28 protein-coding genes are annotated in these 24305 nt (G+C 66.8%); 12 read left to right on the plus strand and 16 right to left on the minus strand.

The genetic code is table 11. From position 1 onward, the window contains the following. Positions 1-261 precede the first annotated feature (261 nt). Positions 262-561, plus strand: coding sequence for a hypothetical protein (locus ACSC1R_RS01225; protein WP_439027244.1), 300 nt, complete (start codon positions 262-264; stop codon positions 559-561). A 69-nt stretch (positions 562-630) separates the two neighbouring features. On the opposite strand, the gene ACSC1R_RS01230 is transcribed toward ACSC1R_RS01225, so the two are convergent. Beyond that, positions 631-1392, minus strand: coding sequence for a hypothetical protein (locus tag ACSC1R_RS01230; RefSeq protein ID WP_439027245.1), 762 nt, complete (start codon positions 1390-1392; stop codon positions 631-633). A gap of 89 nt (positions 1393-1481) precedes the next feature. On the opposite strand from ACSC1R_RS01230, the gene radB reads away from it, so the two are divergent. Further along, the gene (radB, locus tag ACSC1R_RS01235) at positions 1482-2180 is read left to right on the plus strand and encodes a DNA repair and recombination protein RadB (RefSeq protein ID WP_439027246.1); all 699 of its coding nucleotides are present in this window, start codon (positions 1482-1484) and stop codon (positions 2178-2180) included. 33 nt (positions 2181-2213) lie between these two features. Here the strand turns inward: radB and ACSC1R_RS01240 are convergent, their stop codons facing one another. Then, complete coding sequence (locus ACSC1R_RS01240; protein WP_439027247.1) at positions 2214-3371, minus strand: CBS domain-containing protein; 1158 nt, start codon at positions 3369-3371, stop codon at positions 2214-2216. 92 nt (positions 3372-3463) lie between these two features. On the opposite strand from ACSC1R_RS01240, the gene ACSC1R_RS01245 reads away from it, so the two are divergent. Both ACSC1R_RS01245 and ACSC1R_RS01250 read left to right on the plus strand, forming a co-directional pair. Further along, complete coding sequence (locus ACSC1R_RS01245; RefSeq protein WP_439027248.1) at positions 3464-3817, plus strand: lycopene cyclase domain-containing protein; 354 nt, start codon at positions 3464-3466, stop codon at positions 3815-3817. 107 nt (positions 3818-3924) lie between these two features. Beyond that, on the plus strand, positions 3925-4461 hold the full coding sequence (locus tag ACSC1R_RS01250; protein ID WP_439027249.1) for an adenine phosphoribosyltransferase: 537 nt from the start codon (positions 3925-3927) through the stop codon (positions 4459-4461). Between the two features lie 87 nt (positions 4462-4548). Here ACSC1R_RS01250 and speB read toward each other — a convergent pair whose 3' ends face one another. Continuing rightward, positions 4549-5358, minus strand: coding sequence for an agmatinase (gene speB, locus ACSC1R_RS01255; RefSeq protein WP_439027250.1), 810 nt, complete (start codon positions 5356-5358; stop codon positions 4549-4551). Next, complete coding sequence (locus ACSC1R_RS01260) at positions 5359-5736, minus strand: translation initiation factor IF-5A (protein WP_439027251.1); 378 nt, start codon at positions 5734-5736, stop codon at positions 5359-5361. A gap of 178 nt (positions 5737-5914) precedes the next feature. Here ACSC1R_RS01260 and ACSC1R_RS01265 point away from each other — a divergent pair, with 178 nt between their 5' ends. Next, on the plus strand, positions 5915-6445 hold the full coding sequence (locus ACSC1R_RS01265; protein ID WP_439027252.1) for a DoxX family protein: 531 nt from the start codon (positions 5915-5917) through the stop codon (positions 6443-6445). 27 nt (positions 6446-6472) lie between these two features. Here ACSC1R_RS01265 and ACSC1R_RS01270 read toward each other — a convergent pair whose 3' ends face one another. Continuing rightward, complete coding sequence (locus ACSC1R_RS01270) at positions 6473-6859, minus strand: helix-turn-helix domain-containing protein (RefSeq protein WP_439027253.1); 387 nt, start codon at positions 6857-6859, stop codon at positions 6473-6475. A gap of 155 nt (positions 6860-7014) precedes the next feature. Here ACSC1R_RS01270 and ACSC1R_RS01275 point away from each other — a divergent pair, with 155 nt between their 5' ends. After that, the gene (locus tag ACSC1R_RS01275; RefSeq protein ID WP_439027254.1) at positions 7015-7305 is read left to right on the plus strand and encodes a hypothetical protein; all 291 of its coding nucleotides are present in this window, start codon (positions 7015-7017) and stop codon (positions 7303-7305) included. Position 7306: 1 nt separating this feature from the next. On the opposite strand, the gene ACSC1R_RS01280 is transcribed toward ACSC1R_RS01275, so the two are convergent. Then, positions 7307-8140: an arylamine N-acetyltransferase family protein gene (locus tag ACSC1R_RS01280; protein WP_439027255.1), complete on the minus strand. Its 834-nt coding sequence runs from the start codon at positions 8138-8140 to the stop codon at positions 7307-7309. Between the two features lie 3 nt (positions 8141-8143). Beyond that, positions 8144-8743: an NADPH-dependent FMN reductase gene (locus ACSC1R_RS01285; protein WP_439027256.1), complete on the minus strand. Its 600-nt coding sequence runs from the start codon at positions 8741-8743 to the stop codon at positions 8144-8146. Between the two features lie 210 nt (positions 8744-8953). Here ACSC1R_RS01285 and ACSC1R_RS01290 point away from each other — a divergent pair, with 210 nt between their 5' ends. Then, positions 8954-10204, plus strand: a complete 1251-nt coding sequence (locus ACSC1R_RS01290; RefSeq protein WP_439027257.1) for an MFS transporter — start codon at positions 8954-8956, stop codon at positions 10202-10204. Between the two features lie 23 nt (positions 10205-10227). On the opposite strand, the gene ACSC1R_RS01295 is transcribed toward ACSC1R_RS01290, so the two are convergent. Next, positions 10228-11301, minus strand: coding sequence for an aminotransferase class I/II-fold pyridoxal phosphate-dependent enzyme (locus ACSC1R_RS01295; protein ID WP_439027258.1), 1074 nt, complete (start codon positions 11299-11301; stop codon positions 10228-10230). 331 nt (positions 11302-11632) lie between these two features. On the opposite strand from ACSC1R_RS01295, the gene ACSC1R_RS01300 reads away from it, so the two are divergent. After that, positions 11633-11869 carry a hypothetical protein gene (locus tag ACSC1R_RS01300; protein WP_439027259.1) on the plus strand — a complete coding sequence of 79 codons (237 nt, stop codon included), beginning with the start codon at positions 11633-11635 and terminating at the stop codon, positions 11867-11869. A 1-nt stretch (position 11870) separates the two neighbouring features. Here the strand turns inward: ACSC1R_RS01300 and ACSC1R_RS01305 are convergent, their stop codons facing one another. Genes ACSC1R_RS01305 through ACSC1R_RS01315 form a run of 3 tightly spaced genes read right to left on the minus strand, consistent with a single transcriptional unit; the run spans position 11871 to position 14772 of the window. Continuing rightward, the gene (locus tag ACSC1R_RS01305; protein WP_439027260.1) at positions 11871-13553 is read right to left on the minus strand and encodes an ABC1 kinase family protein; all 1683 of its coding nucleotides are present in this window, start codon (positions 13551-13553) and stop codon (positions 11871-11873) included. A 6-nt stretch (positions 13554-13559) separates the two neighbouring features. Further along, a complete protein-coding gene (locus ACSC1R_RS01310) occupies positions 13560-13919 on the minus strand; it encodes an Hsp20/alpha crystallin family protein (protein ID WP_439027261.1) in 360 nt (119 codons plus the stop codon). A gap of 55 nt (positions 13920-13974) precedes the next feature. Further along, positions 13975-14772 (minus strand): GIDE domain-containing protein, encoded by a 798-nt coding sequence (locus tag ACSC1R_RS01315; RefSeq protein WP_439027262.1) that lies wholly within the window; start codon positions 14770-14772, stop codon positions 13975-13977. Between the two features lie 298 nt (positions 14773-15070). On the opposite strand from ACSC1R_RS01315, the gene ACSC1R_RS01320 reads away from it, so the two are divergent. Together ACSC1R_RS01320 and ACSC1R_RS01325 are read left to right on the plus strand one after the other, a co-directional pair. Beyond that, positions 15071-16291 carry a molybdopterin molybdotransferase MoeA gene (locus tag ACSC1R_RS01320; protein ID WP_439027263.1) on the plus strand — a complete coding sequence of 407 codons (1221 nt, stop codon included), beginning with the start codon at positions 15071-15073 and terminating at the stop codon, positions 16289-16291. Next, complete coding sequence (locus ACSC1R_RS01325) at positions 16279-18180, plus strand: molybdopterin biosynthesis protein (RefSeq protein ID WP_439027264.1); 1902 nt, start codon at positions 16279-16281, stop codon at positions 18178-18180. Before ACSC1R_RS01320 ends, ACSC1R_RS01325 begins: the two co-directional genes overlap by 13 nt. Here the strand turns inward: ACSC1R_RS01325 and ACSC1R_RS01330 are convergent, their stop codons facing one another. The 3 genes from ACSC1R_RS01330 to ACSC1R_RS01340 form a co-directional block, all read right to left on the minus strand. Then, on the minus strand, positions 18181-18873 hold the full coding sequence (locus ACSC1R_RS01330; protein WP_439027265.1) for an HAD family hydrolase: 693 nt from the start codon (positions 18871-18873) through the stop codon (positions 18181-18183). A 107-nt stretch (positions 18874-18980) separates the two neighbouring features. After that, positions 18981-19352 carry an LWR-salt protein gene (lwrS, locus tag ACSC1R_RS01335; protein ID WP_439027266.1) on the minus strand — a complete coding sequence of 124 codons (372 nt, stop codon included), beginning with the start codon at positions 19350-19352 and terminating at the stop codon, positions 18981-18983. 2 nt (positions 19353-19354) lie between these two features. After that, positions 19355-19630, minus strand: coding sequence for a 4a-hydroxytetrahydrobiopterin dehydratase (locus tag ACSC1R_RS01340; protein ID WP_439027267.1), 276 nt, complete (start codon positions 19628-19630; stop codon positions 19355-19357). 96 nt (positions 19631-19726) lie between these two features. Between ACSC1R_RS01340 and ACSC1R_RS01345 the strand changes: the two genes are divergently transcribed. Both ACSC1R_RS01345 and ACSC1R_RS01350 read left to right on the plus strand, forming a co-directional pair. After that, positions 19727-20554: a hypothetical protein gene (locus tag ACSC1R_RS01345; RefSeq protein WP_439027268.1), complete on the plus strand. Its 828-nt coding sequence runs from the start codon at positions 19727-19729 to the stop codon at positions 20552-20554. Between the two features lie 72 nt (positions 20555-20626). Then, on the plus strand, positions 20627-22204 hold the full coding sequence (locus ACSC1R_RS01350) for a PQQ-dependent sugar dehydrogenase (RefSeq protein ID WP_439027269.1): 1578 nt from the start codon (positions 20627-20629) through the stop codon (positions 22202-22204). Here the strand turns inward: ACSC1R_RS01350 and hemA are convergent. Together hemA and ACSC1R_RS01360 are read right to left on the minus strand one after the other, a co-directional pair. Beyond that, the gene (gene hemA, locus ACSC1R_RS01355; protein WP_439027270.1) at positions 22188-23543 is read right to left on the minus strand and encodes a glutamyl-tRNA reductase; all 1356 of its coding nucleotides are present in this window, start codon (positions 23541-23543) and stop codon (positions 22188-22190) included. The two genes, ACSC1R_RS01350 and hemA, sit on opposite strands and share 17 nt — an antisense overlap. Continuing rightward, positions 23540-24187: a precorrin-2 dehydrogenase/sirohydrochlorin ferrochelatase family protein gene (locus ACSC1R_RS01360; RefSeq protein WP_439027271.1), complete on the minus strand. Its 648-nt coding sequence runs from the start codon at positions 24185-24187 to the stop codon at positions 23540-23542. The genes hemA and ACSC1R_RS01360 overlap by 4 nt, the downstream gene beginning before the upstream one ends. Between the last annotated feature and the right edge of the window lie 118 nt (positions 24188-24305).

Genomic DNA, 24305 nt, shown 5'->3' on the forward strand with positions numbered 1-24305 from the left:
CACTTCTGGTTAGTCCTGAAGCCTACAAAGGCCTACCGGCTTGCCAGTCTCGTCGGTCAGCCCGACGGGGCCGGGACCGGCTCGGACCTCGTGAGTATGTACCTCACACGTATGTAGAACCGAGACGATACTAAGTCACTCGTAAGACGTACGGTAGTAAGTTCGTTGTCCTTATATTATTTTAATATACCTTAGTCCAAGATACACATCCGCACCTAGCCTTATATGCTACGAGTCCGAATTTTCCGATAGCGACCGAGGATGACTGCCACCAACACATCACCTGGGGAGGAGAGTACTGATGCGGAGGAAGAATCGCAGACATCGATATACGACAACCACCCCTTCACGTTCGGGATGTGGCGCAACGCGGCCCCTGTGACGGACGAGAACGACGCGAACCAGACCGAGGAAACCGACGAGACGGAGTCCAAAAAGCGCAAGAAGGTCGTCGCGGACGGTGGCGTCGCCGTCACGATGGCCTGTCCGAACTGCGACGGGGACCTCGTCAACGTGCAAGGCGTTCCGGCCTGTACCGAGTGCGACTGGGCCGCGAAGTAACCGACCACCCCGAGACGGCTGGAGACACGTCTCACCGACCGTTCGCTGTATTCCAACGGGTCGACCGACCTATTCTTCTTCGTCTTCCGACCGTCCAGAAGCCGCACGCTCGTCGCCGCGATGCAACGCCAGCGCCTCCTCGATGGTCAACTCGCCGGCCGCGACGCGGCGAGCTAGCTCCTCGTCGATAGCGCGGTTCTCGCCGGACTGCTCGCGCGAGCGGTTCTTGATGACCTGCAACTCGCCCGCGGTCGGTTCGATGTCCCGGTTCTCGATGACCTCACCCTCCAGCCGGGCGATGTTCACCGCGGCCAGCACGTCGCCCATCCCGCGAGCACCGGTGCCGAGGTACGGTGTCGTCCCCGTCTCGTCGACGAGTTCGACCCGCACGTCGTCGAGGCCGTTCACGATGCTCGCGCCTTCGAGACGGGCCCCGTCACCGACCCGGACGACGGGGTCGACCGCGTCCGCGACCTCGCGCTCGATGACCGCCACCGCGTCGTCGACCGGCACCTGGAACGCCGCGACGACCATCTCACCCGAGAGAACGGCGATGCCGGGTCGATGGCCAGGGTCGACTCCGACGATGGTCCGACCGCCCTCACCCCGGAGGTGGACGAGTGCGGCGTCGACGGCTCGCCGCGGGTCCCCGGGGTCGGCGTGGACCACTTTCGGCCCCTCGACGTCCTCGTCTTCGCCGGTGATGACGACCTCTGTCCGGTCCGGCAACTCGTCCTCGGGTTCGATGGTCGTGAACGTCACGCCACGGTCACGTAACTCGTTGACGACACCGTGGTAGACTTCGAAGTCGGCGGTGGCGACGACTATCACTCCCTCTCCTTTCGTGCCGACCGGTATAAAGTTCGAGTTCCGCCCACGCTTTCCGAGATTTTTTATCCGGGTCCGACCCACGGGGGAACGTGCAAGGGAACATCGAGACGGGGTGTGCGGACCTCGACGAACTCCTCGGGGGCGGGTTCGAGCGAGGCACCGTCACGCAGGTGTACGGACCGCCAGCGGCCGGGAAGACGAACGTGGCGCTCGTCTCTGCGGTCGAGACCGCAGCCCGCGGTGGAACCGTCGTCTACATCGACACGGAAGGCCTCTCGCTCGACCGCTTCGAGCAGATCGCGAACGCCCGCGCGGCCCGGTCGGCGGAGTCCGTCGAGGACATCACCGGTCGCATCATCGTCGAGGAAGCACTGGACTTCCAGGAACAGGAGGAGGCCGTCCGCGACGTGGACGGGTTCGCGGACCGGGCAGACCTCGTCGTCGTCGACTCCGCGACCGGGTTCTACCGCCTCGAACGTGGTGAGGACTCGAAAGGGGGCGAGGCACTCCGGAAGGTCGGGCGGCAGGTCACCCATCTGCTCTCGCTCGCCCGCAAGCACGACTTCGCCGTCTTGCTCACGAACCAGGTGTTCTCGGACATCGACAGCGACAGAACCCGCGCACTGGGTGGGAACACGCTCGAACACTGGATGGGGAGCGTCGTCCGCATCGACCGGTTCCGCGGCGGGAACCGGCGCGCGACACTGGAGAAACATCGAGCGAAGCCCGCAGGGGACACGATTCAGTTCAAAATAACCGACTCGGGTATCGCCGCAGCCGACGTCTAGTTCCGCTGGTCGAATAGAAGGACGGCTGGTCGATTAGAGTTCGTCGAGTTTGCGCAACAGCTGCCCGCGGTACTGTTCGTCCGAGCGGTAGTTCTTCATCTCCAGGACGTTCCGCTCTAGCTTGTCGAGTGCGACGCGGAAGGCAGATTCGGCACCGTAGCCTTCGCCGGAGCCGGCGACCTGCCCGCTGGTCGTCCGGACACGAATCTGGCTGTAGATGAGCGGGGTACCACGGAGCTTCTCCTTGTGTTCCTGGAAGCGGACGTGGACGTGCAGGACGTCCATCTTCTGGTACTTATCGACGACTTCCTCCAGGGACTGGCGAATCTCCTCCCGCGAGAGCGTGTCGAGCAGGTTGATGTTCGTAATCTGGACGTCCATGTGCTCCTCCTCGGTGAACGTCAGGGCACGGAGGACGTCGGTCTTGGTCACGACCCCGGTCACGAGGCGGTCGTCGTCGTCGTTCACCACGACGAGCCCACCGAGGTCGTTCTCCAGCATGGTCGCCACGGCGTCCTCGACTGAGGCGTCGACCGTGGTGGTCGTGACCGGGCTCGTCATGATGTCGTAGACGGGCATGTCGAGGACGCGGTCGGTGTCACCCGCGCGCTCGCCCGTGGTCGCTTTGTTCATGTCGCGGATGACCACGTCGGCGATATCGTGACGGGTTACGACGCCGGTGAGGTAGCCCTCGTCGTTGACGACTGGCAATCGCGAGATGCCGTGCTCGCGGAGCAGGTTGATGACCTTCCCGAGCCCGTCCTGTTCGCCGATGGTGACGGGGTCGTCCGAGTAGATCTGTTCGACGGTGAGTGCGTCGAGGTTGTGCAAGACCGCGTCCAGGATGTCGTCGGCCGTGACGATGCCCCAGAGGTCCTCACCCTCGAACACGGGTGCCACCTTCACCCCTCCCTCGACGAGGACGCGCGCCGTCTCCCGCACGTCCTCGTGGCGGTCGACCTTCGGCGCCGGCGCGTTCCGGCTCGGCTTGACCAGCGCCTTGACCTTGGCGTCGTCCTCGACGTGCGACTGGAGCAACACGCGCTCGGAGAGCACACCCTCGTACTCGCCGTCTCGGGTCACGATGATACCCTTGGGGTTCTCCCGCTCGAACAGCGAGCGAACCTTCCCGAGTCGCATTCCGACGTCGACTTCGATGAACTCCGTAGTCGCGATATCAGAAATATCCATAGTACACCGTCAGAGTTCTCTCGCATCGGTCTTCAAGATACCGCCGGTTACAGGCCCGTAGGATTTTGCCTGTAGCGCCCGAATCGGCGGACGTGCTGCCGGACATCACGATTCTCGGCCCCTGGACCTACCTCGCGACGGAGGTCGTCTTCGGGGCGGCCGCCTTCGCCCTGCTCTGGCGTGCGGGTGCGCTCCGCCGGGCCGCGAAGACCGTACTCGTGCTCTACCCCGTCGCGTACGTCTGGGACTGGTACACACTCGAAGTCGGTGTATTCGCCATCCCGATGCGGACCGGGGTCGAACTGCTGGGCATCCCCATCGAAGAGCACGTCTTCATCGTCGTCGTCCCGGCGCTCGTTATCGGCGTCCACGAACTCCTCCACGGGTCTCCAGCCGTGGACGAGGGCGGTGCTGCATCGAAACCGACCGAGCACCGCGAATCGTGATGGCGACACGGCCCCGTGATTGCGACACGCCCCCGTGAGATTCGGTAGCAGTCTGGACGTTGCCCGAGAACCGGGCCGCTTTTCGCATCGGTCGGTCAGACACCTGTATGGACGCACTTCGACGCTCGATTCACGAGGCACCACTCATCGAGGACGACGGGTATCGCTACCTCGTCCACCCCATCAGCAACGGCATCCCCACACTCGACCCCCACCTCATGCGTGAGGTCGTAAACGGCATCTGTCGCGTCGCCGACCTCGCCGACGTGGACGTCATCGTCACGCCCGTCACCATGGGCGTGCACGTCGCGACCGCCGTCTCGCTCGTCGCGGACATCCCGCTCGTGGTCATCCGGAACCGCGAGTACGGCTTCGACGACGAGGTCGCCTTCGACCTCGACGGCGAGGACTACTACCTCAACGACGTGAGTTCGGGCGACGACGTGCTCGTCCTCGACGACCTGATGAACACCGGTGTCTCCATCGCCGCCATCACCGAGGCGCTCGACGACGTGGGCGCGAACGTCGCCGACGTGGTCACCGTCATCCGCCGGACGGAAGCCGAGACCGTCGAGATGGACTACGACGTCAAGAGCCTCGTCGACGTGCGCGTGACCGACGACGGCGTCGAGATTCTGGACTGAGCGACCGACGGCCGCTGCACTTTCTGCGGACACGTGGTGCGAAGAACAGGCGACCGCCAGAGCGACCGCGCCTGGGCGAGACCAGCGCTACCGGCTCGCGGCGTCGGCGAAGACGAACTCCCGCAGGAGTTTACCGCCGAGCGCGGCGGCCTGGCCGTCGTCTCGGTCGTTCACCTCGACGACGTCGAACCCGGTGACCTGGCCGGTGTCACCGAGTGCCCGGACCACGTCACGCATCTCTCGTGGCGTGAGCCCGAACGGTTCCATCGTCCCCGTCCCGGGTGCGAACGCGGGGTCTGCTCCGTCGATGTCGACCGACAGGTACACCGCGGAATCACCGACGTCGGGTTCCCAGTCAGCCACGTCCTCGGGAGCGACGACGGTCACGTCGGCCTCGGCGGCCCGGTTCCACTCCGCTTCGGACCCGGTCCTCGCACCGAGGACGACCGCCTCGTCGGCGATGTCGAGGACGTGCCTGGTGACCGTCGCGTGACTCAACTCGTTGCCGTCGTATTCGGCACGCAGGTCGAGATGGGCGTCGAGACAGACGAACACGTCCGGGTCGACCGCCCTGACGTTCGCCAGCGTGACGGTGTGTTCGCCACCGAGAACGAGCGGAATCGCGTCGTCCCAGACCGCGTCGCGGCAGACTCCCTCGAGGTAGTCGAGGTACTCGGCGGCGTCGTCCCACGCGCGGACGTCGCCGTGGTCGTGGACACGCAGGTCCGAGAAGTGCTGGTCCGTCCGGTGGTCGTAGTCGTCGTACGTTTCGGAAAAACGGCGAACGCGGTCCGGTCCGAACCGCGTGCCTGGTTGGAAGGTCGTCGAGACGTCGAGTGGAGCCCCGACGACCACGTAGTCCGAATCGTCGCGGTCGGCGAGGGCTCCGGGGAACATCTAGACGATCTTGCGCTGTGCGTCGAGTTCGAGGTACTCGAGTTCGTCGTCGGGCGAGACGTCGAGGTCCGCGGGGATGGACATCGAGAAGGTCTCGTACGTCTCGAGGTCCATAACCTGTGCGACGGTGTCGGACTCGACGGAGACGACCTGCCCCTGTTTGCGCTCGATGATGGGGACCCAGCACTTGGCGTCGACGGGCTGGGACATAGAGCGCTTCTTGCCGTCGAAGACACCGACAGCCTCGACACGGGCCTTCGCACTGCCGTGCTTACCGGGTTTGGCTGTGGAGTAGTGGTTGATCTTACACGCGGCGTCGTCGATCATCACGTAGCTGCCCTCTTGGAGGTCACGGACTTCCTTTTGCTCTTTAGCCATGTTCCTGCGTTCCCTCCGTACTGGTATAAACGGTTTGGAACGCTACAGCGGTCGCGGCGGCTTTCGATGGCGGCCCGCGGGCCGTATTCGGTCGCCCGCGACCTTTTTCTCACCCGGCTGGAAGTCTCTCGTCGGTATAAGTACCACCTTGTTGTATGGTAACATTGGTGAACCCACCATGGCAACCAGAGAACCCGAGATGGAACTGTTCGGCAGACAAACCGGCTTCGAGTACTCAGAGACGTGGGTCGGCTACGCGCTACTCGGGATGCGGCTCACGATGGGCTGGGTCCTCTTCTACGCGGGTATCGACAAGGTACTCGCCGGCGACTGGTCCGCCCGCGGATTCCTGATGGGCGCTGCCTCGGGCGAGAACTTCATGGCCGGCTTCTGGGAGACGATGGCCGCGGACTGGCTCTGGCTGATAGACCCCCTCAACATGTGGGGCTTGACGCTCACCGGGTTAGCACTCATACTCGGTGCGTTCGTCCGCTGGAGCGCGTTCTGGGCGGCCATCATGATGCTGTTCTACTGGCTGGCGAGCTTTCCCCTCGAACACTCGTTCATCATCGACGACCACGTCGTCTACGCGATGCTCCTGTTCGGGCTCGGGGCGTTCGGTGCCGGTCGCATCCTCGGCGTCGACGCCTGGCTGGAGGATATGGAGTTCGTCCAGCAGAACCGCTGGCTGACCTACCTACTCGGGTAGGCCCAGACTGGCCGGTACCGAAGGCGGTCAGTCCGAGCCATCGTCGACCACGACCGACCCGTCCGTGGTCACGCGGACGCGAAACTCGGCTGGCGTGAGTTCGTACTGACTCGCGGGCTTGCCTGCGGTCTGCAAGCGGACACTTTCTTCGAGGACGCCAGCCTGTCGCAACTGGTCGAGTTTCCGGTACGTCGTCGACTTCGGGAGGTCACAGGCGTCTGCGAGTTCTGTCGCGGTCTGTGGGCTGGTTCCGAGTCGGGTGAGCAAACGGCGGCAGTCCGCGTCCAGTACCGCCGCCAGTGTGTCGAGGTCGGGTCGAACCACTGACTCCGTCACGTCGTCTCCCCGGTGGGTCTGCTGGTCTGTCATGGTCGGGTCGTCGCGGCCGGTCGCCGTGGACCGAATCGCGAACACAGGTTGAAAAGAAGTGTCTACACACATATAGATTGGCCCGGGTGCTGCTACTGGGCCCTGTGTGTTCAGGGCCAGTGAGACGGCGAACCGGCCGCGGCACGCTTGCCATCAAGTATCAATACGTCTATAAGTCCTCCCGCGGCGTGCTGGATGGCATGAGCACCACGATGCCCCACCCCGAAGCCAGTTCCGTCGCGAAGATATACTACGCCGACGACCAGCCCGCACAGGTCGACGCCGCGTTCGTCATCGAGGGCTGGGACTGGGTCGTCGGCTTCGACCAGGTCAACACAGCGGACTACGACTACGTCTCCATCCCCATCGACCGCGTCGTCGGTGTGATGTCGCCGCAGTACACGCAGTTCTCGCACAACGGCCGCCGCGTCACCGCCTACGGCGTCGACGACGTCGAGGTCGAGGAGTTCATCCACCTCCTCCCGCTGTGAGTCAGTAGTCGAGACCGAACTCGGCCTGCAGTACGTCGTCCCACTCTGCCGTCGGAACTGCTTCTTCTTCCATCTCCGCACCCCACGACCGCGACACGGTCTCGGCCGTCAGCTTCCGATGCCCATCGTCGGTCGCGATGGTGACGACAGGGTCTCCGGTGAACGTCGACTCCGGCGCGGTGGCCAGATACTCACACGTCGCCTCGAAGAACGAGAGTTTTCGAGGGACGTCCCGGAAGACGTACCGGTTGTTCCACCCACCTTCGTCCGACTCCGCGTCCGATTCACCGTCCGACTCCGCGTTCGCGTCCGGCTTCCGGTACTGTGTGACGTAGTCGGCGTCCGGCCGGTCGCTCTCGGCGACACGCCACTGCACCCCGATTTCGTCCGTCAGTTCCTCGCCGTCGATCGGGAGTGGCTCTCGAAGCACGGGGATACCCATCCCGACGTCTACGACGTACCGCCGCCGGTCGACCGTCACAACGTTCGTGTGGTGGTTCGCGGGAGGACTCGGGTCGCCGTCGTCGCTCAGCATCATCGAGGCGACGCGGTCGCGGTCGTAGCCGAGCTCGCCGAGCAACCAGCCGAACAGTCCGTTGAGTTCGAAGCAGAAGCCGCCGCGCCGCCGGTCGACCACCTTCTCGTAGAGGGCTGGCAGTGCGAGCGTGACGCCCGCACCCGGTTCGTCACGGTGCGGGTGGCCCGTGATAGAGAGGTTCTCGAACGGAATCGTGGTGACGTGTGCCCGCTGGATGCGCGCGAGGGTCGTCAGGTCCGGGTCCTCGACGGTCGCCGGGTCGACTCCGAGACGGTCGAGGTACTGGCTCGGGTCCATCGCTCAGGCGCGCCCTCCAATTCCGGTGGGCAGTTCTCCCGACTCGGCCTCAGCCGCCAGTTCTGGATACCGGTCGACGCCGGCGTACGCGACGAGTTCTCGCCCGAGGCGGCGAACCCGGCCCTCTATCTCGGGGTCGGTGATGCCGTCCCGACCGACCGTCTCGTGTGATTTCGGGATGCCGACCTCCAGCGGGAGCGTCCACGCGTTCAGGGTCCGGGCGACTCCCCGGAGGTGTGCCAGCGCGGGTTTCGGGTAGCTCCCGCCGGCGACCTCTAGCAGGCCGACGGTCGTCCCCTCGAACTCGTCACGGCCACAGTAGTCGAGCGCGTTCTTCAGCGGTGCGGCGTACGATCCGTGGTAGTTCGGCGTGCCGAGGAGGACAGCATCGGCGGCCGCGACCCGTTCGCGGAGCGCTGGCGCGTCGCCAGCGTCCATGTCGTCGGCGTTCACCGGCGGGAGGTCGTACTCGCGCAGGTCGAGGAGTTCGGTGGTCGCGCCGGCCTCGCTCGCCGCGGCGAGCGCCTCGTGAAGGACGACTCGCGTCTTGCTCTGTTCGCGGAGACTACCGCAGAGGGCGACGACGTGTGGTTCGGAAGACATCTGCTGTATCCAGATACCGACGAGAGGCACTAAAGCGCTCGCTGAGACGAATTCAAGTAACAGTTCTAATACGTCTTGAACGGTCGCTCGTGCTGGGTGTTTTCGGGAGGCTGAGCGAGAACCGGAGTCACAGCCCAGTTCTACCACTTCGAGTACAGGAATCGGTTTCCGAAAAAATCCATTATAGTGGCAGTCGACTATCCATCCGTGATGACGGACGTTCGCCCGCTCGTTCGACGGTTCTACCTCTACTACCTCACGAACTCCTACGGGCTCTACCTGCCGGTCAGCGTGCTCTACCTGCTGGAAGTCCAGCAGTTCGGACTCGCCGAAATCGGGGCCATCAAGGCCGTCTTCTCGTTCGCGCTGGTGGCCGCCGAGATACCCACAGGCTACCTCGGCGACAGAATCGGCCGGCGGGCGAGCCTCGCGCTGGGGAACGGGCTCTCCGCGCTCTCGCTGGTCGCTTACGTGTTCCTCGACTCGCCGGTCGAGTACATGCTGCTCAACGTGGTCTGGGCGACCGGCTGGGCGTTCCGCTCCGGCACCACCGACGCCTGGCTGTACGAACTCCTCGCGAGCCACGGGGCCGCAGACGAGTTCGCCCGGTATCGTGGCCGCGCGAGTACGGTCTTGCTCGTCGTCTCGGCCGCGACGGCGCTTCTCTCCGGCGTGCTGGCGACGGTCGACTGGGCCATCCCGTTCTTCGCGAACGCGGCGCTGGCGGCCACCGGGATTCCGGTCCTGTTCACCCTGCCGGCGGTCGGTTCGACGGTCGACGCCGAAGCCGACAACGCCGACGACGCCGACGCACCCGTCGACGAGGTGTTCGGCGTCGGAGATGCAGTTCGGACCCTGCGGCTCCAGCTCGGCCGCCCATCCGTCCGGTGGTTCCTGGTCTATGCGGCCCTGTTCGCCGCCCTGTTCGGCATGACGCGGTCGTTCGAGCAGCCCGCTGCCGCGGCAGTCGGGATTCCCCTGCCCGCCTTCGGGCTCATGTACGCCGCGTTCAAACTCGTCTCCGCGGCGGTCGCAGCCTCCGCGGGCTGGTTCGAGGACCACCTCGGCGTCTCGGGGGTGTTCCTCCTCGTCGCGCCCGTGGTCGGGCTACTGTACGCCAGCGCGCTGGTCGTCCCGGTGCTGGTGGTGCCGGTGCTGTTCCTGAACCGGGGCGTCAAGACCATCCTCGAACCGGTCCGGAACCAGTACCTCAACGACCGACTCGCCGACGTCGGCCGGGCGACCGTGCTCTCGGGCGCCTCGATGGCGCTCTCGCTGGCCTCCGGGCTGGCATCGCTGGGCGGCGGGGTCCTCGCCGAGTCGACCGGCGTCGTCACCGCGGTCGCACTGGCCGGTGTCGCCGTCGCGGTCGGGGCCGGGGTGCTGTGGATGGCCGTCTCCCCGGTCCGGCCGCTATCGAAGGCGGAAGGCGGCCCCGCGGGCCCCTCGGTTGCAGACTGACCCACGGGACGAAAGACAGCGCGTCAGTTCCCGCCGCGCTCGATGACCCGGGCGACGCGTTCCAGTCCCTCCGCTAACTCCCCGGTCGGCAGCCCGAACCCGAGCCGCCAGTACTGGTCGAACCCGAACAGGTCCCCGGGCGCGAGTACGACGCTCTCCTCTTCCACCACGGCAACACAGAACTCCCGGGCGTCCGCGAAGCCCTCCGGCACCGAGACGAACCCGTTCACGCCCACCGGGTCGTACCACTCGAGGTCGTGTTCCGCGACGAACTCGCGGACGATATCGCGGTTCGTCTTCGCCAGCTCGCGGTTCTCGGCCAGAATCTCGTCCTCCTGCTCGCCCAGTGCCTGCTTCGCGACGTGCTGGCCGAAGATGGGCGGCGAGATGGTCGTGTAGTCCTTCCACTCGACCGCCTGCTGGACCACCTCCTCGGGACCGGCTATCCAGCCGAATCGCAGGCCTGCCAGCCCGTAGGCCTTCGTCAGGCTGGTGGTGGAGATGCCCCACTCGCCCAGGCTGGCGACCGGCGGGAGCGGGTCGTCGTCCAGTAATCGATACACCTCGTCACAGAGCAGGTACGCGTCGTTCTCGGCCGCGAGGTCGTACAGTTCTCTGACCTTCGATTCGTCGTGGTACCGCCCGGTCGGGTTGTTCGGGTTGTTCAGCACGACGAGTTTCGTCTCCTCGCGGATTTCGTCGGCGACGGCATCCACGTCGAGTCGCCAGTCACCCTCAGAGAGCGAGACGCGGGTCACGTCGCCCACTGCATCCGGGACGGCGTGGAGCGCCTGATACGTCGGCGTGACGACGACGGCGTGGTCGCCCTCGTCGAGCAGCGAGAGGAACACGAGGAGGTTAGCCTCCTGCGTCCCGCAGGTGAAACACACCTCGTCGGCCCCGCGGCCGTAACGCTCGCCCACCTCTGCTCGGAACTCGGGGTCGCCATCCGTCGGGATGACGTAGTTCAGCTCGCCGGGGTCGGTGTCGAAGCGCCCGGAGTCGAGCGGGCGAATTCCTGACTCCGCGAGCATGATGTCCGCGCCGTGTTCGTACTGCCCGAACCAGCGTTCGAGGCCGAAGGGCTCGATGTCCATGGCTGGTGGTGAGGTGGGCTGGTAGAAAGGTCGTTGGGTGTCGGTTCTGTGCGTGGCTGGCTGGGCGGCTGACTGCTCGCGATTCCTGTGCAGGTTGGGCGGCTGACTGCTCGTGGTGAACGACGACCAGCAGGTCACTCGCGCTGGTGGCGATGACCGCACCACACCCTCCCCAGCCGACTCCCTCCGTTCCGCAAGCGTCACTCCGGTCGTCCCTCGCGCGGCACCGACTCGCGGGTTCACTGCCGTTCACCACGCTCGTCAGCGCGCGCCGGAGTGAAAGACAGGTATCGGCCGCAACACACACCTCCTCCGGCGACCAGCAGACCCCATGAAACCCCCCATCTGTCGCCTCTGCGGCCGTGACTTCAGACACGAGGGACCCGACGACGGCGGCGACCTCCTCGCCTTCGCCAGGGACGAGGGCGACGACCTGCCCGAGGGACCCGGCCATCCGCCGCACATGGCCTGGTTCTGTGCGGACCACGTCGTGGCGGCCCGGGAACTGACTGACGCGACGCTCTCGGACGCAGTCGCACAGCTGAAAATCGACAGGCAGGAGAACTAGACTACTCGTTCCCGCGGCGCTCTCTGAGGTTCTGGCGGGTGAACTGCGGCTGGGCCCGGATACCCTTCTTCGTCCGGAACGACCGCCACAGGCCAACCAGCGTGAGCAGCGAGAACGCCGCGATGACGGCGGCGACGCGGACCTCCCAGACGCCACCGGCCGCGTAGAGCACAGACGAGGAGACCAGCCCGAACGCGAAGAACAGGGCGTACACCAGCCGTTTCGCCAGTTTGTCGAGGGTCCCCGAGGAGTCGTTGAGTTCGATTTGCACCGTGAGGTTCCCGCGCTGGGCGCGGTCGAGCGTGTTCTCCAGTTTCGGCGGCACCCGGAGCATCGACTGGGCGGACTCCCAGGCCTGGTCTTTCGTCTGGTCGACGAACTGCTTGATGGACTCCTCGCGGTAGCCCTCCTCGGTGAGGTACTCCGTCGCGGTGCTGATGAAGTCGAAGTTCGAGTCCAGCGTGACACAGACGCCCTCGACCACGGTCGCGACCCGGAGGACGAGCGCGAGGTTCGCCGGCAGCCGGAACGGGAACTCGTAGATGGAGTCCTCGATCTGGCCGACGATCTGGTTCACGCGGTACTGTTCGATGTCGTCACCGCGTGCGTCCGCGATGGCGAGTTCCATCACCTCGCCCATCACCTGCCGGTCTGCGGTGGGCGAGAGCGTCCCGATGGCGATGAGGGAATCGAGGATGCCGTCGATGTCCTGGTTGGCGACGGCGATGTAGAACTCGACGATCTTCTCCTGGACGAACGAGTCGACCCGGCCGGACATCCCGAAGTCGTAGAAGATGATGGCCCCATCGTCTCGCACCGCGAGGTTGCCGGGGTGCGGGTCGGCGTGGAACACGCCGTCCTCGATTATCATCTTGAGGTAGGCACGCTGGAGCGTCTCGGCGACCGCGCTGCGGTCGATACCCTTCGCGTCGAGTTCGTCGACGTCGTTTATCTTCGTGCCCGTCACGTAGTGCATCGTGAGCACGCGCGGCCCCGAATACCCCGCGAGCACGTCCGGGATGACGATGTCCTCGTCGTCGGCGAAGTTGTCCCGAATCTCGTTCAGCATCCGGGCCTCGCGCTGGTAGTCCATCTCCTCGCGGATGGTCTTCGCGAACTCGTCGGCGAGGTTCTCCAGCGAGAACGCCCGTGCTTCGCCCACGAACCGCATCAACAGCGGGAGCGACCACTTGATGACCGTGAGGTCGGCGTTCACCAGCGACTCGATGTTCGGGCGCCGAATCTTGACCGCGACCTCCTCGCCGTCGGCCCTGGCGCGGTACACCTGCCCGAGGCTCGCGCCGCTGATTGGCGTGGTGTCGAACTCGTCGTACACCTCGTCGACGGGGCCGAGTTCGTCCTCGATGACGACCCTGGCCTCGTCCCAGGGGGCCGCGGGCACGTCGTCCTGGAGCGACGCGAGCACGTCGATGTACTCCGCCGGGAGGATGTCGGGGCGGGTCGAGAGCAACTGTCCGAGTTTGATGAACGTCGGGCCGAGCGTGAGCAGAGAGTCGAGCAGTCGTTCGGCACGACGGACCCGTGTCTCTCGGTCGACCTGCCGCGTGCCGCCGAAGAGCAGGTACTTCCGGCGGTCACGGGCGTACGCGAGCAACAGGGGAAGGAACTGACGCGCGACGACGAAGAAGCGCCAGTAGGCGCGGAGGGAGACCAGCGTGACCACCCAGGCTTACTCGGCGTCCCGTATCTCGATTGTCGTCTCCTCTGCGGCACCCCGTTTGGGGAGAGTGAGACGGAGGACGCCACGTTCCACCGTCGCCTCGGCACCCTCGGCCGTCGCGTCCGGCGGCAGGGGGAGTTCGGCGTCGAGGAACATCGAGCGGTCCTCGCGGTCGTAGCGGAACTCCGGTGGGACGTCCTTCTCGCGGCGTGCCTCGATGGTGAGACGGCCGTTCTTCACGACGACGTCGAGCGTGTCCGCGGTCACACCCGGGAGGTCGATGACCAGCAGATACGCCTCGTCGGATTCGAGGAAGTCGGCGAACACCGCGTCCGGCAGGTCCCGTAACGCGTCACGCAGCGCTGACATGGCCGACCCTTGGATTCGGGGGGCGAAAAAGGCCGCGGATGCGGACAGGGCGTCGTCACAGCCACACCGCGGCGAACGCGAGAGCGACGAGGCCGAGCACGACCGGGACCACGGCCCGGTACGCCAGTCGCCGGACTACACCGGCTTCGCTGGTGTCCGAGACGATAAACGGTGGCTCGCGGACGCGGGCGAGGACGTTTCCGAGAAACCCGCTGTCGAGTCGTTCTGGCGCCCCGACGATGGCGTATAGCCGCGAGCCGAACTCGCGGTCGGGGTCGGGCCGGCTGTGTCCGATGACGTGGACTGTCTCGCCGATGTCCAGCCGCTCTTCGACGTAGCGCCGGTCGTTCCCGGTCTTGAGTGTGAACAGCTTCAGGTCGAGCGACGTGTTCTCGGAGTCGACCTCCTCGTTGACGTCGATGAACTGCTGAACCGTCTCCGGTGGCATCGTCCCGCCATCGACCTCGATGCGGCTCGACTCGTCGAGCGAGAACCGCGCCCCGCGCGGGTCGACCAGCACGCTCCCGGTGTCGTCTTCCACCCGGAAGGGCCGCCACCACGTCCCCTCGTCGATGGTCGCCCAGTGACTGTTCTTCCCGCTACTTTGGTACTCCTCGACCTTCCAGTGACAGACGAGACAGTCCGCGTCGGTGAACGGCGAGCGGACGTACTCCTCGTGGGGTTTCGCGGTCCCCTCTATCTCGAAGAGGCCGCTGTTCCGGGCCTCGTACGCGGACTTCGGGTCGTTTGTGTGGATTCGATAGGCGTCACGAAGCGAGAGTGTGCCGTAGCCGAGGAGGACGACGCCGGCGAGGGCGAACACGACCGCGAACGCGGAGAAGACGGAGACCATACCGGTGTTTCAGTGCAGTGACTCATAACCATCACGCCGGGCGGCGGCGACCGCGGTGGCCGGGACCGCCGAGCGCCGGGTCAGAAGCCGAGTGCATCGACGGCAGCGAGTCCGACTGTCCCGAGGACGAACAGCACCACGAGCAGGGACGACGACAGCCGCCGTCGGAGCGACCGGAACGGGGCCGATAAGTATCCAGAGACGGTCGTCGAGTAGTTAACGGTAGAGAAGGGCGAATAGTACGGCCGGTCCACCACGCCGACCGCACGTTTTTGCCGCTGGCGCGGGGAGGAAGCGTATGGACGAGGACAGGAAGGAGTCCGGATTCAAGGACCGGACGCGGGTAGACGACGCGCGGGAGGCCCTGGCAGACCGGGTGACACGGCTCGACCGAACCGAGTCGCTCCCGGTCGCGGACGCCGACGGGCGGGTACTGGCGGAACCGGTCGAGTCCGACCGGAACGTCCCGGACTACGACAGGGCGGCGATGGACGGTTTCGCGGTTCGCGCGAGCGACACCTTCGGCGCGAGCGACCGGTCGCCCGAGGTACTCCGTGTGGTCGAGGAGGACCCGATGCCGGGCGAGGCGGTGCGGGTACACACCGGGAGCGCGCTCCCTGCCGGGACCGACGCCGTGGTCATGATAGAACACACCGACACGTTCGGCGACGAGGTGGAGGTGTTCGACGCGCTGGCAGAGGGTGAGAACGTCGCTGCGGTCGGAGAAGACGTCCGCGAAGGCCAGCACCTCTACGACCCGGGCCACCGACTCCGGCCCTCCGACCTGGGCCTGCTCCGGTCGGTCGGCATCGAGTCCATCAGCGTGTTCGACCACCCGAGCGTGGGCGTGATTCCGACCGGTGAGGAACTGGTCGAGTCGGACCCCGGTCCGGGCGAGGTCATCGAGACGAACTCGCTGACCGTCTCGCGACTCGTGGACCGATGGGGAGCCGAGGCGACCCGGTACGACGTGGTCACGGACGACCGCGAGAAGCTCCGAGAAGCCATCGAAGACGCCTGTGACGAACACGACGTGGTCGCCACGACCGGCGGTTCCTCCGTTGGCGAGCGCGACCTCGTTCCGGAGGTCGTCGACGAACTGGGCGACGTGTTCGTCCACGGGGTCGCCCTGAAACCGGGGCACCCGGTCGCCCTGGGGCAGGTCGAGGACACCGTCGTCGTGATGCTCCCCGGCTACCCCGTCGCCTGCATCGTCAACGCGGTGCAGTTCCTCCGGTACGCCGTGAAGTGGACCGGCTCGCTCCCCATCGAGGAGCCCCCGACGAACCCGGCGATGCTCGACCGGAAGATACCGAGCGAACCCGGCGTGCGGACATACGCCCGCGTTCGGTTCGACTCGAAGGACGGCCAGCGCGTCGCAGTCCCGGTTCGGGCCGGCGGCTCGGGCGTCCTCTCGTCGGTCGCGCTCGCCGACGGCTGGGTGGAGATACGCGAAGGCATCGAGGGACTGCCCGAAGGCGACCTCATCGCGGTCCAGAACTGGGAGTGGTTGCCGTGAGAAAGGAGTTCCGTGACCTGGCCCCACCGGAGGAAGCCCACGAGGCTATCGCGAGCCTCGACCTCGAACCGGAGTCCGAAACGGTCTCGCTGGAGGACGCCCGCGGTCGCGTCCTCGCCGAGCGAATCGACGCGACCATCGACGTGCCCGGGTTCGACCGGGCGAAACTGGACGGCTACGCGCTCCGGGCGAAGGACACCTTCGGGGCAGACGAGGCCGACCCCGCGGTGCTGGACCTGGTGGGCGAGGTCCACGCCGGTGTCGAACCCGACGTGGAGGTCGGCGTCGGCGAGTGCGTGGAAATTTCGACCGGCGCGGTCATGCCGGACGGCGCGGACGCGATGGTGATGGTCGAACGAACGGAAGAATCCGACGACCGTGAGCACGTCAGCGTCTACACGAGTGTCGCTCCGGGCGACAGCGTGATGTTCGCCGGCTCGGACGTGGCCGCGGGTGAACGCGCACTCGGCCCCGGCACTCGGCTCACGTCGCGCGAAATCGGGCTGCTGTCGGCACTGGGTGTCGAGGCGGTCCCGGTGGAGGGGAAACCGGTAGTGGGAATCGTCTCGACCGGCGACGAACTCGTCCGACCCGGCGACGAATTACACGCAGAACGCGGCCAGATATACGACGTGAACAGCTACACCGTGGCCGCGGGGGTCGAAGAAGCGGGCGGCGTCCCGAAACTGTACCCGCACGCCGGTGACGACTACGACGAGATGGAGCGCATCCTCGTCGAAGCGAGCGAGGAGTGCGACCTCGTGCTCTCTTCGGGGAGCACGAGCGCCAGCGCGGTCGACGTCATCTACCAGGTCATCGAGGACCAGGGCGAACTCCTGCTCCACGGCGTCGCCGTCAAGCCCGGGAAACCGATGCTCGTCGGTCGGCTGGATGACTCCGCGTACGTCGGCCTCCCCGGGTATCCCGTCTCCGCGCTCACCATCTTCCGGACGTTCGTCGCTCCGGCAATCCGCCGGGCCGCCGGCCTGCCCGAGCCCCGAACCGCCACCGTCGAGGGCACGATGGCGGTGCAAGAACGGTATGCGGAAGGGAGGATGCGACTGATGCCCGTCGGACTGGTCGAGGACGGGGACGGGAACACGCTGGTCTATCCGGTCGACAAGGGCTCCGGCGCGACCACCAGCCTCGTCGAGGCCGACGGGGTGGTCGAGGTGCCCGCCGACACCGAGTACCTCAGCGAGGGCGAGTCGGTGCAGGTCCAGCTGTTCTCGCCCGACGTGCGCCCGCCGAGCGTCTTCGGCGTCGGCGAGGACGACCCGCTGCTCTCGCGGGTCCTCGACCGGGTCGGCTCCCCGAGATACCTCTCGGTCGGCACGCGACAGGGACTCCGGAGACTGCGCTCTGGCGTCCCCGACTTCGCGGTCGCCTCCGGACCGCTGGACCGCGAGGTCGATGCCGAGAGACTCGGCGCGTGGACCCGGGAGTGGGGCCTCGTCGTCCCCGACGGCAACCCCAAGAATATCGACGGGCTCGCCGACCTCGCCGACCGCGACCTCCGGTTCGTCAACCGGACGACCGACTCCGGACTCCGGACGAGCCTCGGGAACGCGGTCGCCGACCTCGCCGACGAGCGCGGTGAGGACCGCCACGACATCGTCTCGGCTATCGACGGGTTCGACCTCTCGCTCCGGGCGCACGAGAGCCCGGCCCGGAAGGTGCTCGCGGGGAAGGCTGACGCCGGGCTCGGGCTACGGGCGACTGCCGAGAACCTGGACATGGACTTCGTCTCCCTCGGCGAGGAACAGGTGCAGGTGCTCGCGAATCCCGATAGAATCGAGAAATCCAGAATGCAGGTGCTGGCGGCTGTACTGGACACTGTCGCGGACGAGACGACGACCCTCGCGGGCTACCGCGCCCGGGAGCAGTAATCAGTCGCTCGCGGTCTCCGAATCGACCTGCCGCCACAGCTCCTCGAAGTTCGTCACGCGGTAGTCGCCCATCACGCAGTGGCCGCGCTTCTCGTGGCCGTGCCGTTCGACGTGGATGGCGTCGAGGCCGGCGTTCCAGGCCGCACCAACGTCACAGCTCCCGTCACCGGCGAGGACGCCGTCGGCCACGGAGCCGAACCCGCCGTCCGAGGCGACCCGCCGGTACTCGATGTCCATGTCCGAGAGGGCGCGGTACACCGGCTGCGGGTCGGGTTTCCAGCCAGTGTCGTCGGTACAGCAGACGATGGTGTCGAACCAGTCGCGGATGTCGAGGTGGTCGATGACGGGGTCCGTGAGGAACTGCTGGCAGTGCGTGACCAGACCCACGGGCGCGTCGAGTTCGCCGACGAACGCGGCGTCGTCGTGCAGGAACGTCCGTTCGGCTCGCACGTCCGGATTCTCGATGGAGTGGAAGGCGGGCCAGAACTCGGCCGGGTCGATACCCCACTCGCGGAGCTGGTCGTCGCGCTTGCCCGTGAGGCCGTTCCAGATGATGTGGGCCTCGCGGTCTGTGAACTCCCGACCCAGGATAGCGCCGACGTCGTCGAACACCTCGCGGGTGTAAGACCAGTCGACGTCGATGAGCGTGCCGTCGAGGTCGAAGAGCCAGAAGTCGTAGTCCGCAGGTCGCATGAGGAACAGAGAGTAGGCAATTTCCGGATAAAGGCTTTCCGGCAGTCGTGACAGTAAAGCATCATTAGCCGGGCGGGTAGCACCCGACTAACGAGGGGCCTGGCCACTCACTCTTCGACCTGTATCGAACTCCCGAGGTACTTGTTCAACACCTCGTGGACCGAGTCCGCCCGGAACAGGTCCAGATCGTCGCCTATCTCGGCTTTCAGCGCCTCGAAGTACGCCGAGTCGGTCCGCAACCCGCGGAACTCGACGGAGAGAACGGTCACGCCGAGGGCGTCCTCGGCCAGTTCGCGGACGTGGGGCGGGTCGTTCAACGAACCGCGCCAGAGGTTGTCCCGGAAGAAGAGCCACCCGTCGGTTCCGGGTTCGTCCGCCTCGCGCAGCAGCGTCGTCTCGAACTCGTTCGGTGTCACCGAGACGTCGGCGGAGGTCGGTTCGAGCCGGAACCGGACCGCGACGACGTACTCGGCGTGCATGCTCAGACTTCCTTGTTCAGGAACTCGGCCATCTCGATGTCTTTCTCCGTGACGCCACCCTCCTCGTGGCTGGTGAACCGGACCTCCACCTCCTTGTACCGGATTATCATCGTCGGGTGGTGGAACTGCGCCTCCGCAATTTCACCCGTCAACTGCGCGAAGTTGACGCCTTTCATGTAGTCGTCGAACTCGAAGGTCCGGACGATCTCGTCACCGTCGAGCGACCACTCCTCGGGGAGTCGCTCCTGGACTTCGTCGGTTGACAGCACGTCAGCCATGGCCGAATCATCGAAGCCGATTCAGATAATCGTTGGGGCACGGCCATGGGCTGGGGTGGGGGAAACGTCATACCGGTCGCCGTCGAATCGCCGGCCGTGCCCCACACGACACGGCGGGGAATGCTCGCCGCCCTCGGACTCGGTACCGTTGGTCTGCCGGCCCTCCAGACGCCGACACGCGAGCGCTCCCGCCCCACCGCCCGCCTCGCCGTACAGGTCCATCCCGACAGCCGGTTCGGCTGGTCGACGCTGACCCGGCGCGTCGCCCGCGCCGTCGAGAACGGCGTCGACCAGGTCGCCTACCGGCTCGGACACGGTCACGACGTGTCCGTCGACGTCTCGGTCACCCGCGGGACACCGATTCCCGAGGAACGAATCGGGACGAGTTCGTACCAGCAACTGTACGCCGACGTGGAGACCTGGCTGCGCGAGACGGACGCCTACGACCCGGGCGCGTGCCACCTCTACCTCCCGAACGAACCCTACAACCAGTCACTCGGCTACGGCGGCGCGAACGACAACGTGGACGATGACGGTGCCATCGCGTTCGCCAACGTCGGCGCGACCGACACCTGGGACGGTCTCGCCGTCTCGGAGAACATCGCCATCCACGAGTGGTTGCACACGGTGTTGAGCCGCGACACCACCGAAGCGCAGGTGGGGTCACGGTGCGAACACGACCTCGGTGCCGTGGTGATGCGTGAACTCGGGACGGTCGTCGTCACGCCCATGGCGACCGCCTACGCGGACGATACGGTCTTCGGCGGCGAGACTCGCTGGCACGGCTCTGGCTGTTACAACCACGACTCGTTCTCCCGCCACGACGGGCTGGAACTCGCCCCGCGGCGCTGGGAGCACACCTGGCAGTTGAGCGAGGCAACGTTGCGTGCGGCGGCGAACTACGTCACGGAGACCCTCGTCTGACCGCGGGTCGGCCCCGCTTCGGCCGCCGTCCCCCGCGAACCACCTTTCCTGCTGGCGCCCGTACCCACCCACATGACGGGAACACCACCCGAGTCCCCGGCTTCCACCTCTCCGACGTCCACCCGTGCTCCCCGCCGCACCAGCGCTCCCCGCCGAACCCGCCGACAGTTCCTCGCCAGCACTGCGGCCGCGACCGGCATCGCCCTGGGCGCGGGTTGTGTCACCGGGAGTCTCGGCGGCTCCGACAGCGGACTCGCGGCCGGGCCGACCGTCGCGCTCGAACCGGTCGCCGAGGGGTTCACCGCCCCGCTCGCCGTCGAGTTCGGACCCGGCGACGACCGGCCGTACGTGGTCGACCAGACCGGCTACGTCGACGTGGTCGAGGGCGGCGAGCGCAGCCGGTTCCTCGACGTGCGCGACCGTATGGTCTCGCTGAGTGGCTACGAGGAACGCGGCCTGCTCGGCCTCGCCTTCCATCCCGACTACGAGGAGAACGGTCGCGTCTTCGCCCGCTACAGCGCCCCACGGCGGTCCGGCACGCCCTCGAACTACTCGCACACCTTCGTGCTCGCGGAGTTCACCGCCGACGGCGAGTCGGCCCCCACGAACACCGAGCGGACCGTCCTCGAGATTCCACAGCCGCAGGCGAACCACAACGCTGGTGCCATCGTCTTCGGACCCGACGGCTACCTCTACGTCGCGACCGGTGATGGCGGCGGCGCGGGCGACCGCGGGTTGGGCCACGTCTCGGACTGGTACGACGCCGTCGCCGGTGGGAACGGTCAGGACGTGACCGAGAACCTGCTCGGGAGCGTCCTCCGAATCGACGTGGACGGCGAATCGGACGAGCACGCGTACGCCATCCCGGACGACAACCCACTCGTCGGCCGCGAGGGCCTCGACGAGCACTACGCGTGGGGGTTCCGGAACCCCTGGCGGATGTCGTTCGCCGGCGAGGACCTGCTGGTCGCGGACGTGGGCCAGAACCGCTACGAGGAGGTGAGTCTGGTCACCGCGGGCGGGAACTACGGGTGGAACGTCCGCGAGGGCGCACACTGCTATTCGGCCGACTCCTGCCCGGCCGAGACGCCCGCGGGCCAGCCACTCGTGGACCCGGTCGTCGAGTACCCCCACCAGCGCGACGGCGAAACGCTCGGCATCGCCGTCGTCGGGGGCTACGTCTACCAGGGGTCTGCCGTCCCGGCCCTCGCGGGTCGATACGTCTTCGGCGACTGGCGCGGCGGTTCGGGTGGCCGACTCTACGTCGCGGACCCGACCGAGGACGGCCAGTGGCCCATGTCGAGCGTCTCCGTCGCCGGGCAGGGGAACGTCCTCGACGCCCTCTTGCTCTCGTTCGGTGCGGACCACGACGGCGAACTGTACCTCGGGACGACCCGGAGCGCGACACTGGACGGGAACTCGGGAGTCGTCGCACGGTTAGCGCCCCAGGATGGCAGTGGCGACGACGAGACTGGCAGCACCACCCCATCGGAGCGCCCGGACCCGGGACCTGCCGGGACCGGCAGTGATGGGACGGGAGGAGACGACGATTCGGGTTCGACAGCCGGGTTCGGCGCACTGGCGGCGCTCGCGGGTGTCGGACTCGGAATCGGCGGATACGCAACTCGAGAACTCAGTCGTCGTCGCTGAGTGCGCCGACGGGGGCGTCAGACGGCAGTTCGTCGGCGACGCCCTCGGGGAGTTCGTCGGGCAGCTCGCCCATCTTCGCGAACGTCGCGATCGGCGGCGCGTCGGCCCCGAACTCGGGGTCGAACAGCTGGAGTGCGGTGTTGATGGTCGTCCAGTCGTCCTCGGCGGCAGCCTCACGCAGGCTCTTCGTCGGGGCCGAGAGGAGCTGGCCGACGAGCGCGTCGGCCATCGATTCGACGACTTCGCGCTCGTCCTCGTCGAGGTCGAGTTTCGACAGCGCCGTCTCGACCTCGCGCTGTTTCATGCGGTCTGCGGACTCGTACATCGCACCGATGACCTCGTCGGCGCGCTTTCGCTTGTACTGGTCGAGCAGGAGGTCGAACTCCTCGTCGATGAGTTCCTCGACGGCCTCGGCGGCCTCGCGGCGCTGCTCTCGCGTCTCCTCGGTCACGTCCTCCAGCGTGTCGAGGTCGTACACGGTGACGTGGTCGAGGTCGCGTGCGTCGGTCGCCACGTCGCGCGGCTGGGCGAGGTCCACGACGACGTGGTCGTTGCCATCGTCGAGGTCGGCGGCGGTGAGGACGGGGTCGTCGCTCCCTGTCGCCGTGACGACCACGTCTGCGCGGTCGACGACGGTGTCGAGCGCGGCCAGCGTGACCGCCTCGGTGTCGACGTCGACCTGCTCGGCGAGGTGTTCGGCGTGGGGGAGCGTGCGGTTCGCGACCACGAGGTCGGTGACGCCGCGGTCCGCGAGGGCGCGGGCGGCCAGCGTAGCCATCTCGCCCGCCCCGACGACCAGCGCGGTCGCCCCGTCGAGGTCGCGCTTCGTGGCGACGAGTTCGGCGGCGGCCGAGCCGAGCGAGACGACGCCCTCGTTGATGTCGGTCTCGGTGCGGACGCGCTCGCCCACGTGGATGGCCTTCAACACGGCGTCGTCGAGCATCTGTCCGATGCCGTCCTCGGCCCGCGAATCCTCGTATGCGGTCCGGACCTGACCGAGAATCTGGTCCTCACCGAGGACGAGCGAGTCGAGGCCGGCGGCGACCCGGAGCAGGTGACGCAGGCTCTCGTCGTGGCCCATGTACTCGACCACGTCGTCGGACACGCCGGTCGCGTAGTCGTCGACGACGGCCCGGCCGGTGACCGGGTCGTCCGTCACGACGTACGCTTCGGCACGGTTGCACGTCTGGAGGCAATACGCCTCCCTGACGCCGTCTCGGGCGCGAAGCGACGCGACGACAGCTCGCTGTGACTCGCCGCTCGCGGCCGCGATGTCGTCGACGCTGGCCACGGAGTGCGAGACACGTACGCCGGTGATGACGCCTGTTCCTGCGTTCATTTCTCGGGGAGTGCGCGGTCCCGGAGGACCTCACGCGCTATCTGACGGGGCTTGGTGTTACCAGTACGTAAAACTGTCCAAACGTCATCCCTTCTGACGACGTCCCGGACGATGGCCCGGCGTTCTGCCGGGTCCACGCCCCGTGACTGGAGTTCGTCACGCAGGTAGCCGGTGAGTTCGGCCATAGCGCCTGCGCCGGCCAGTTCGCCCTCGAGTCGTTCGCGGAGGTACTTCGAGAGCGCGGGCGACGCGCCGCCGGTCGAGATGGAGACGACCACCGGGTCGTCCCGCACCGTCGCCGGGACGACGACGCTGCCCCGGTCCCGCCCGCCGTGGCTATCGGTCCGGTTGACGAGCACGCCGCGGTCTCTCGCCGTCTCCTCGATGGCGGCGTTCAGCCCCCCGTCGTCGGTGGCGGCGACAACGAGGGCCGGGTCCAGTCGGGCCAGCCAGTCGGCCACGTCCTCGGGGGCGAGTGCGGCCCTCACGAGTTCTGCCCCGCCGAAGTCCAGCTCCGCGAAGTCGGGGCTGACCACCACGACTCGCGCCTCGCGGGCGAACCGTCGGGCCTTGCGAGCCCCGACGCGGCCACCACCGACGACGAGGACGGTCTCACCCTCGAAATCGTGAAGTAGCGGTATCATCGGTCCCTCCGGTGTTGGTCGAACGACACTGTCTCGTCACGAGGATTGGACGACGCACGTAAAAGGGTAGCGTCGGCTCCCACGAGACGGGAATCGGCGGCCGCCACCCGGGAGCGCA

The organism is Haloarchaeobius ordinarius (genome assembly GCF_051801355.1).
Lineage (GTDB): Archaea > Halobacteriota > Halobacteria > Halobacteriales > Natrialbaceae > Haloarchaeobius.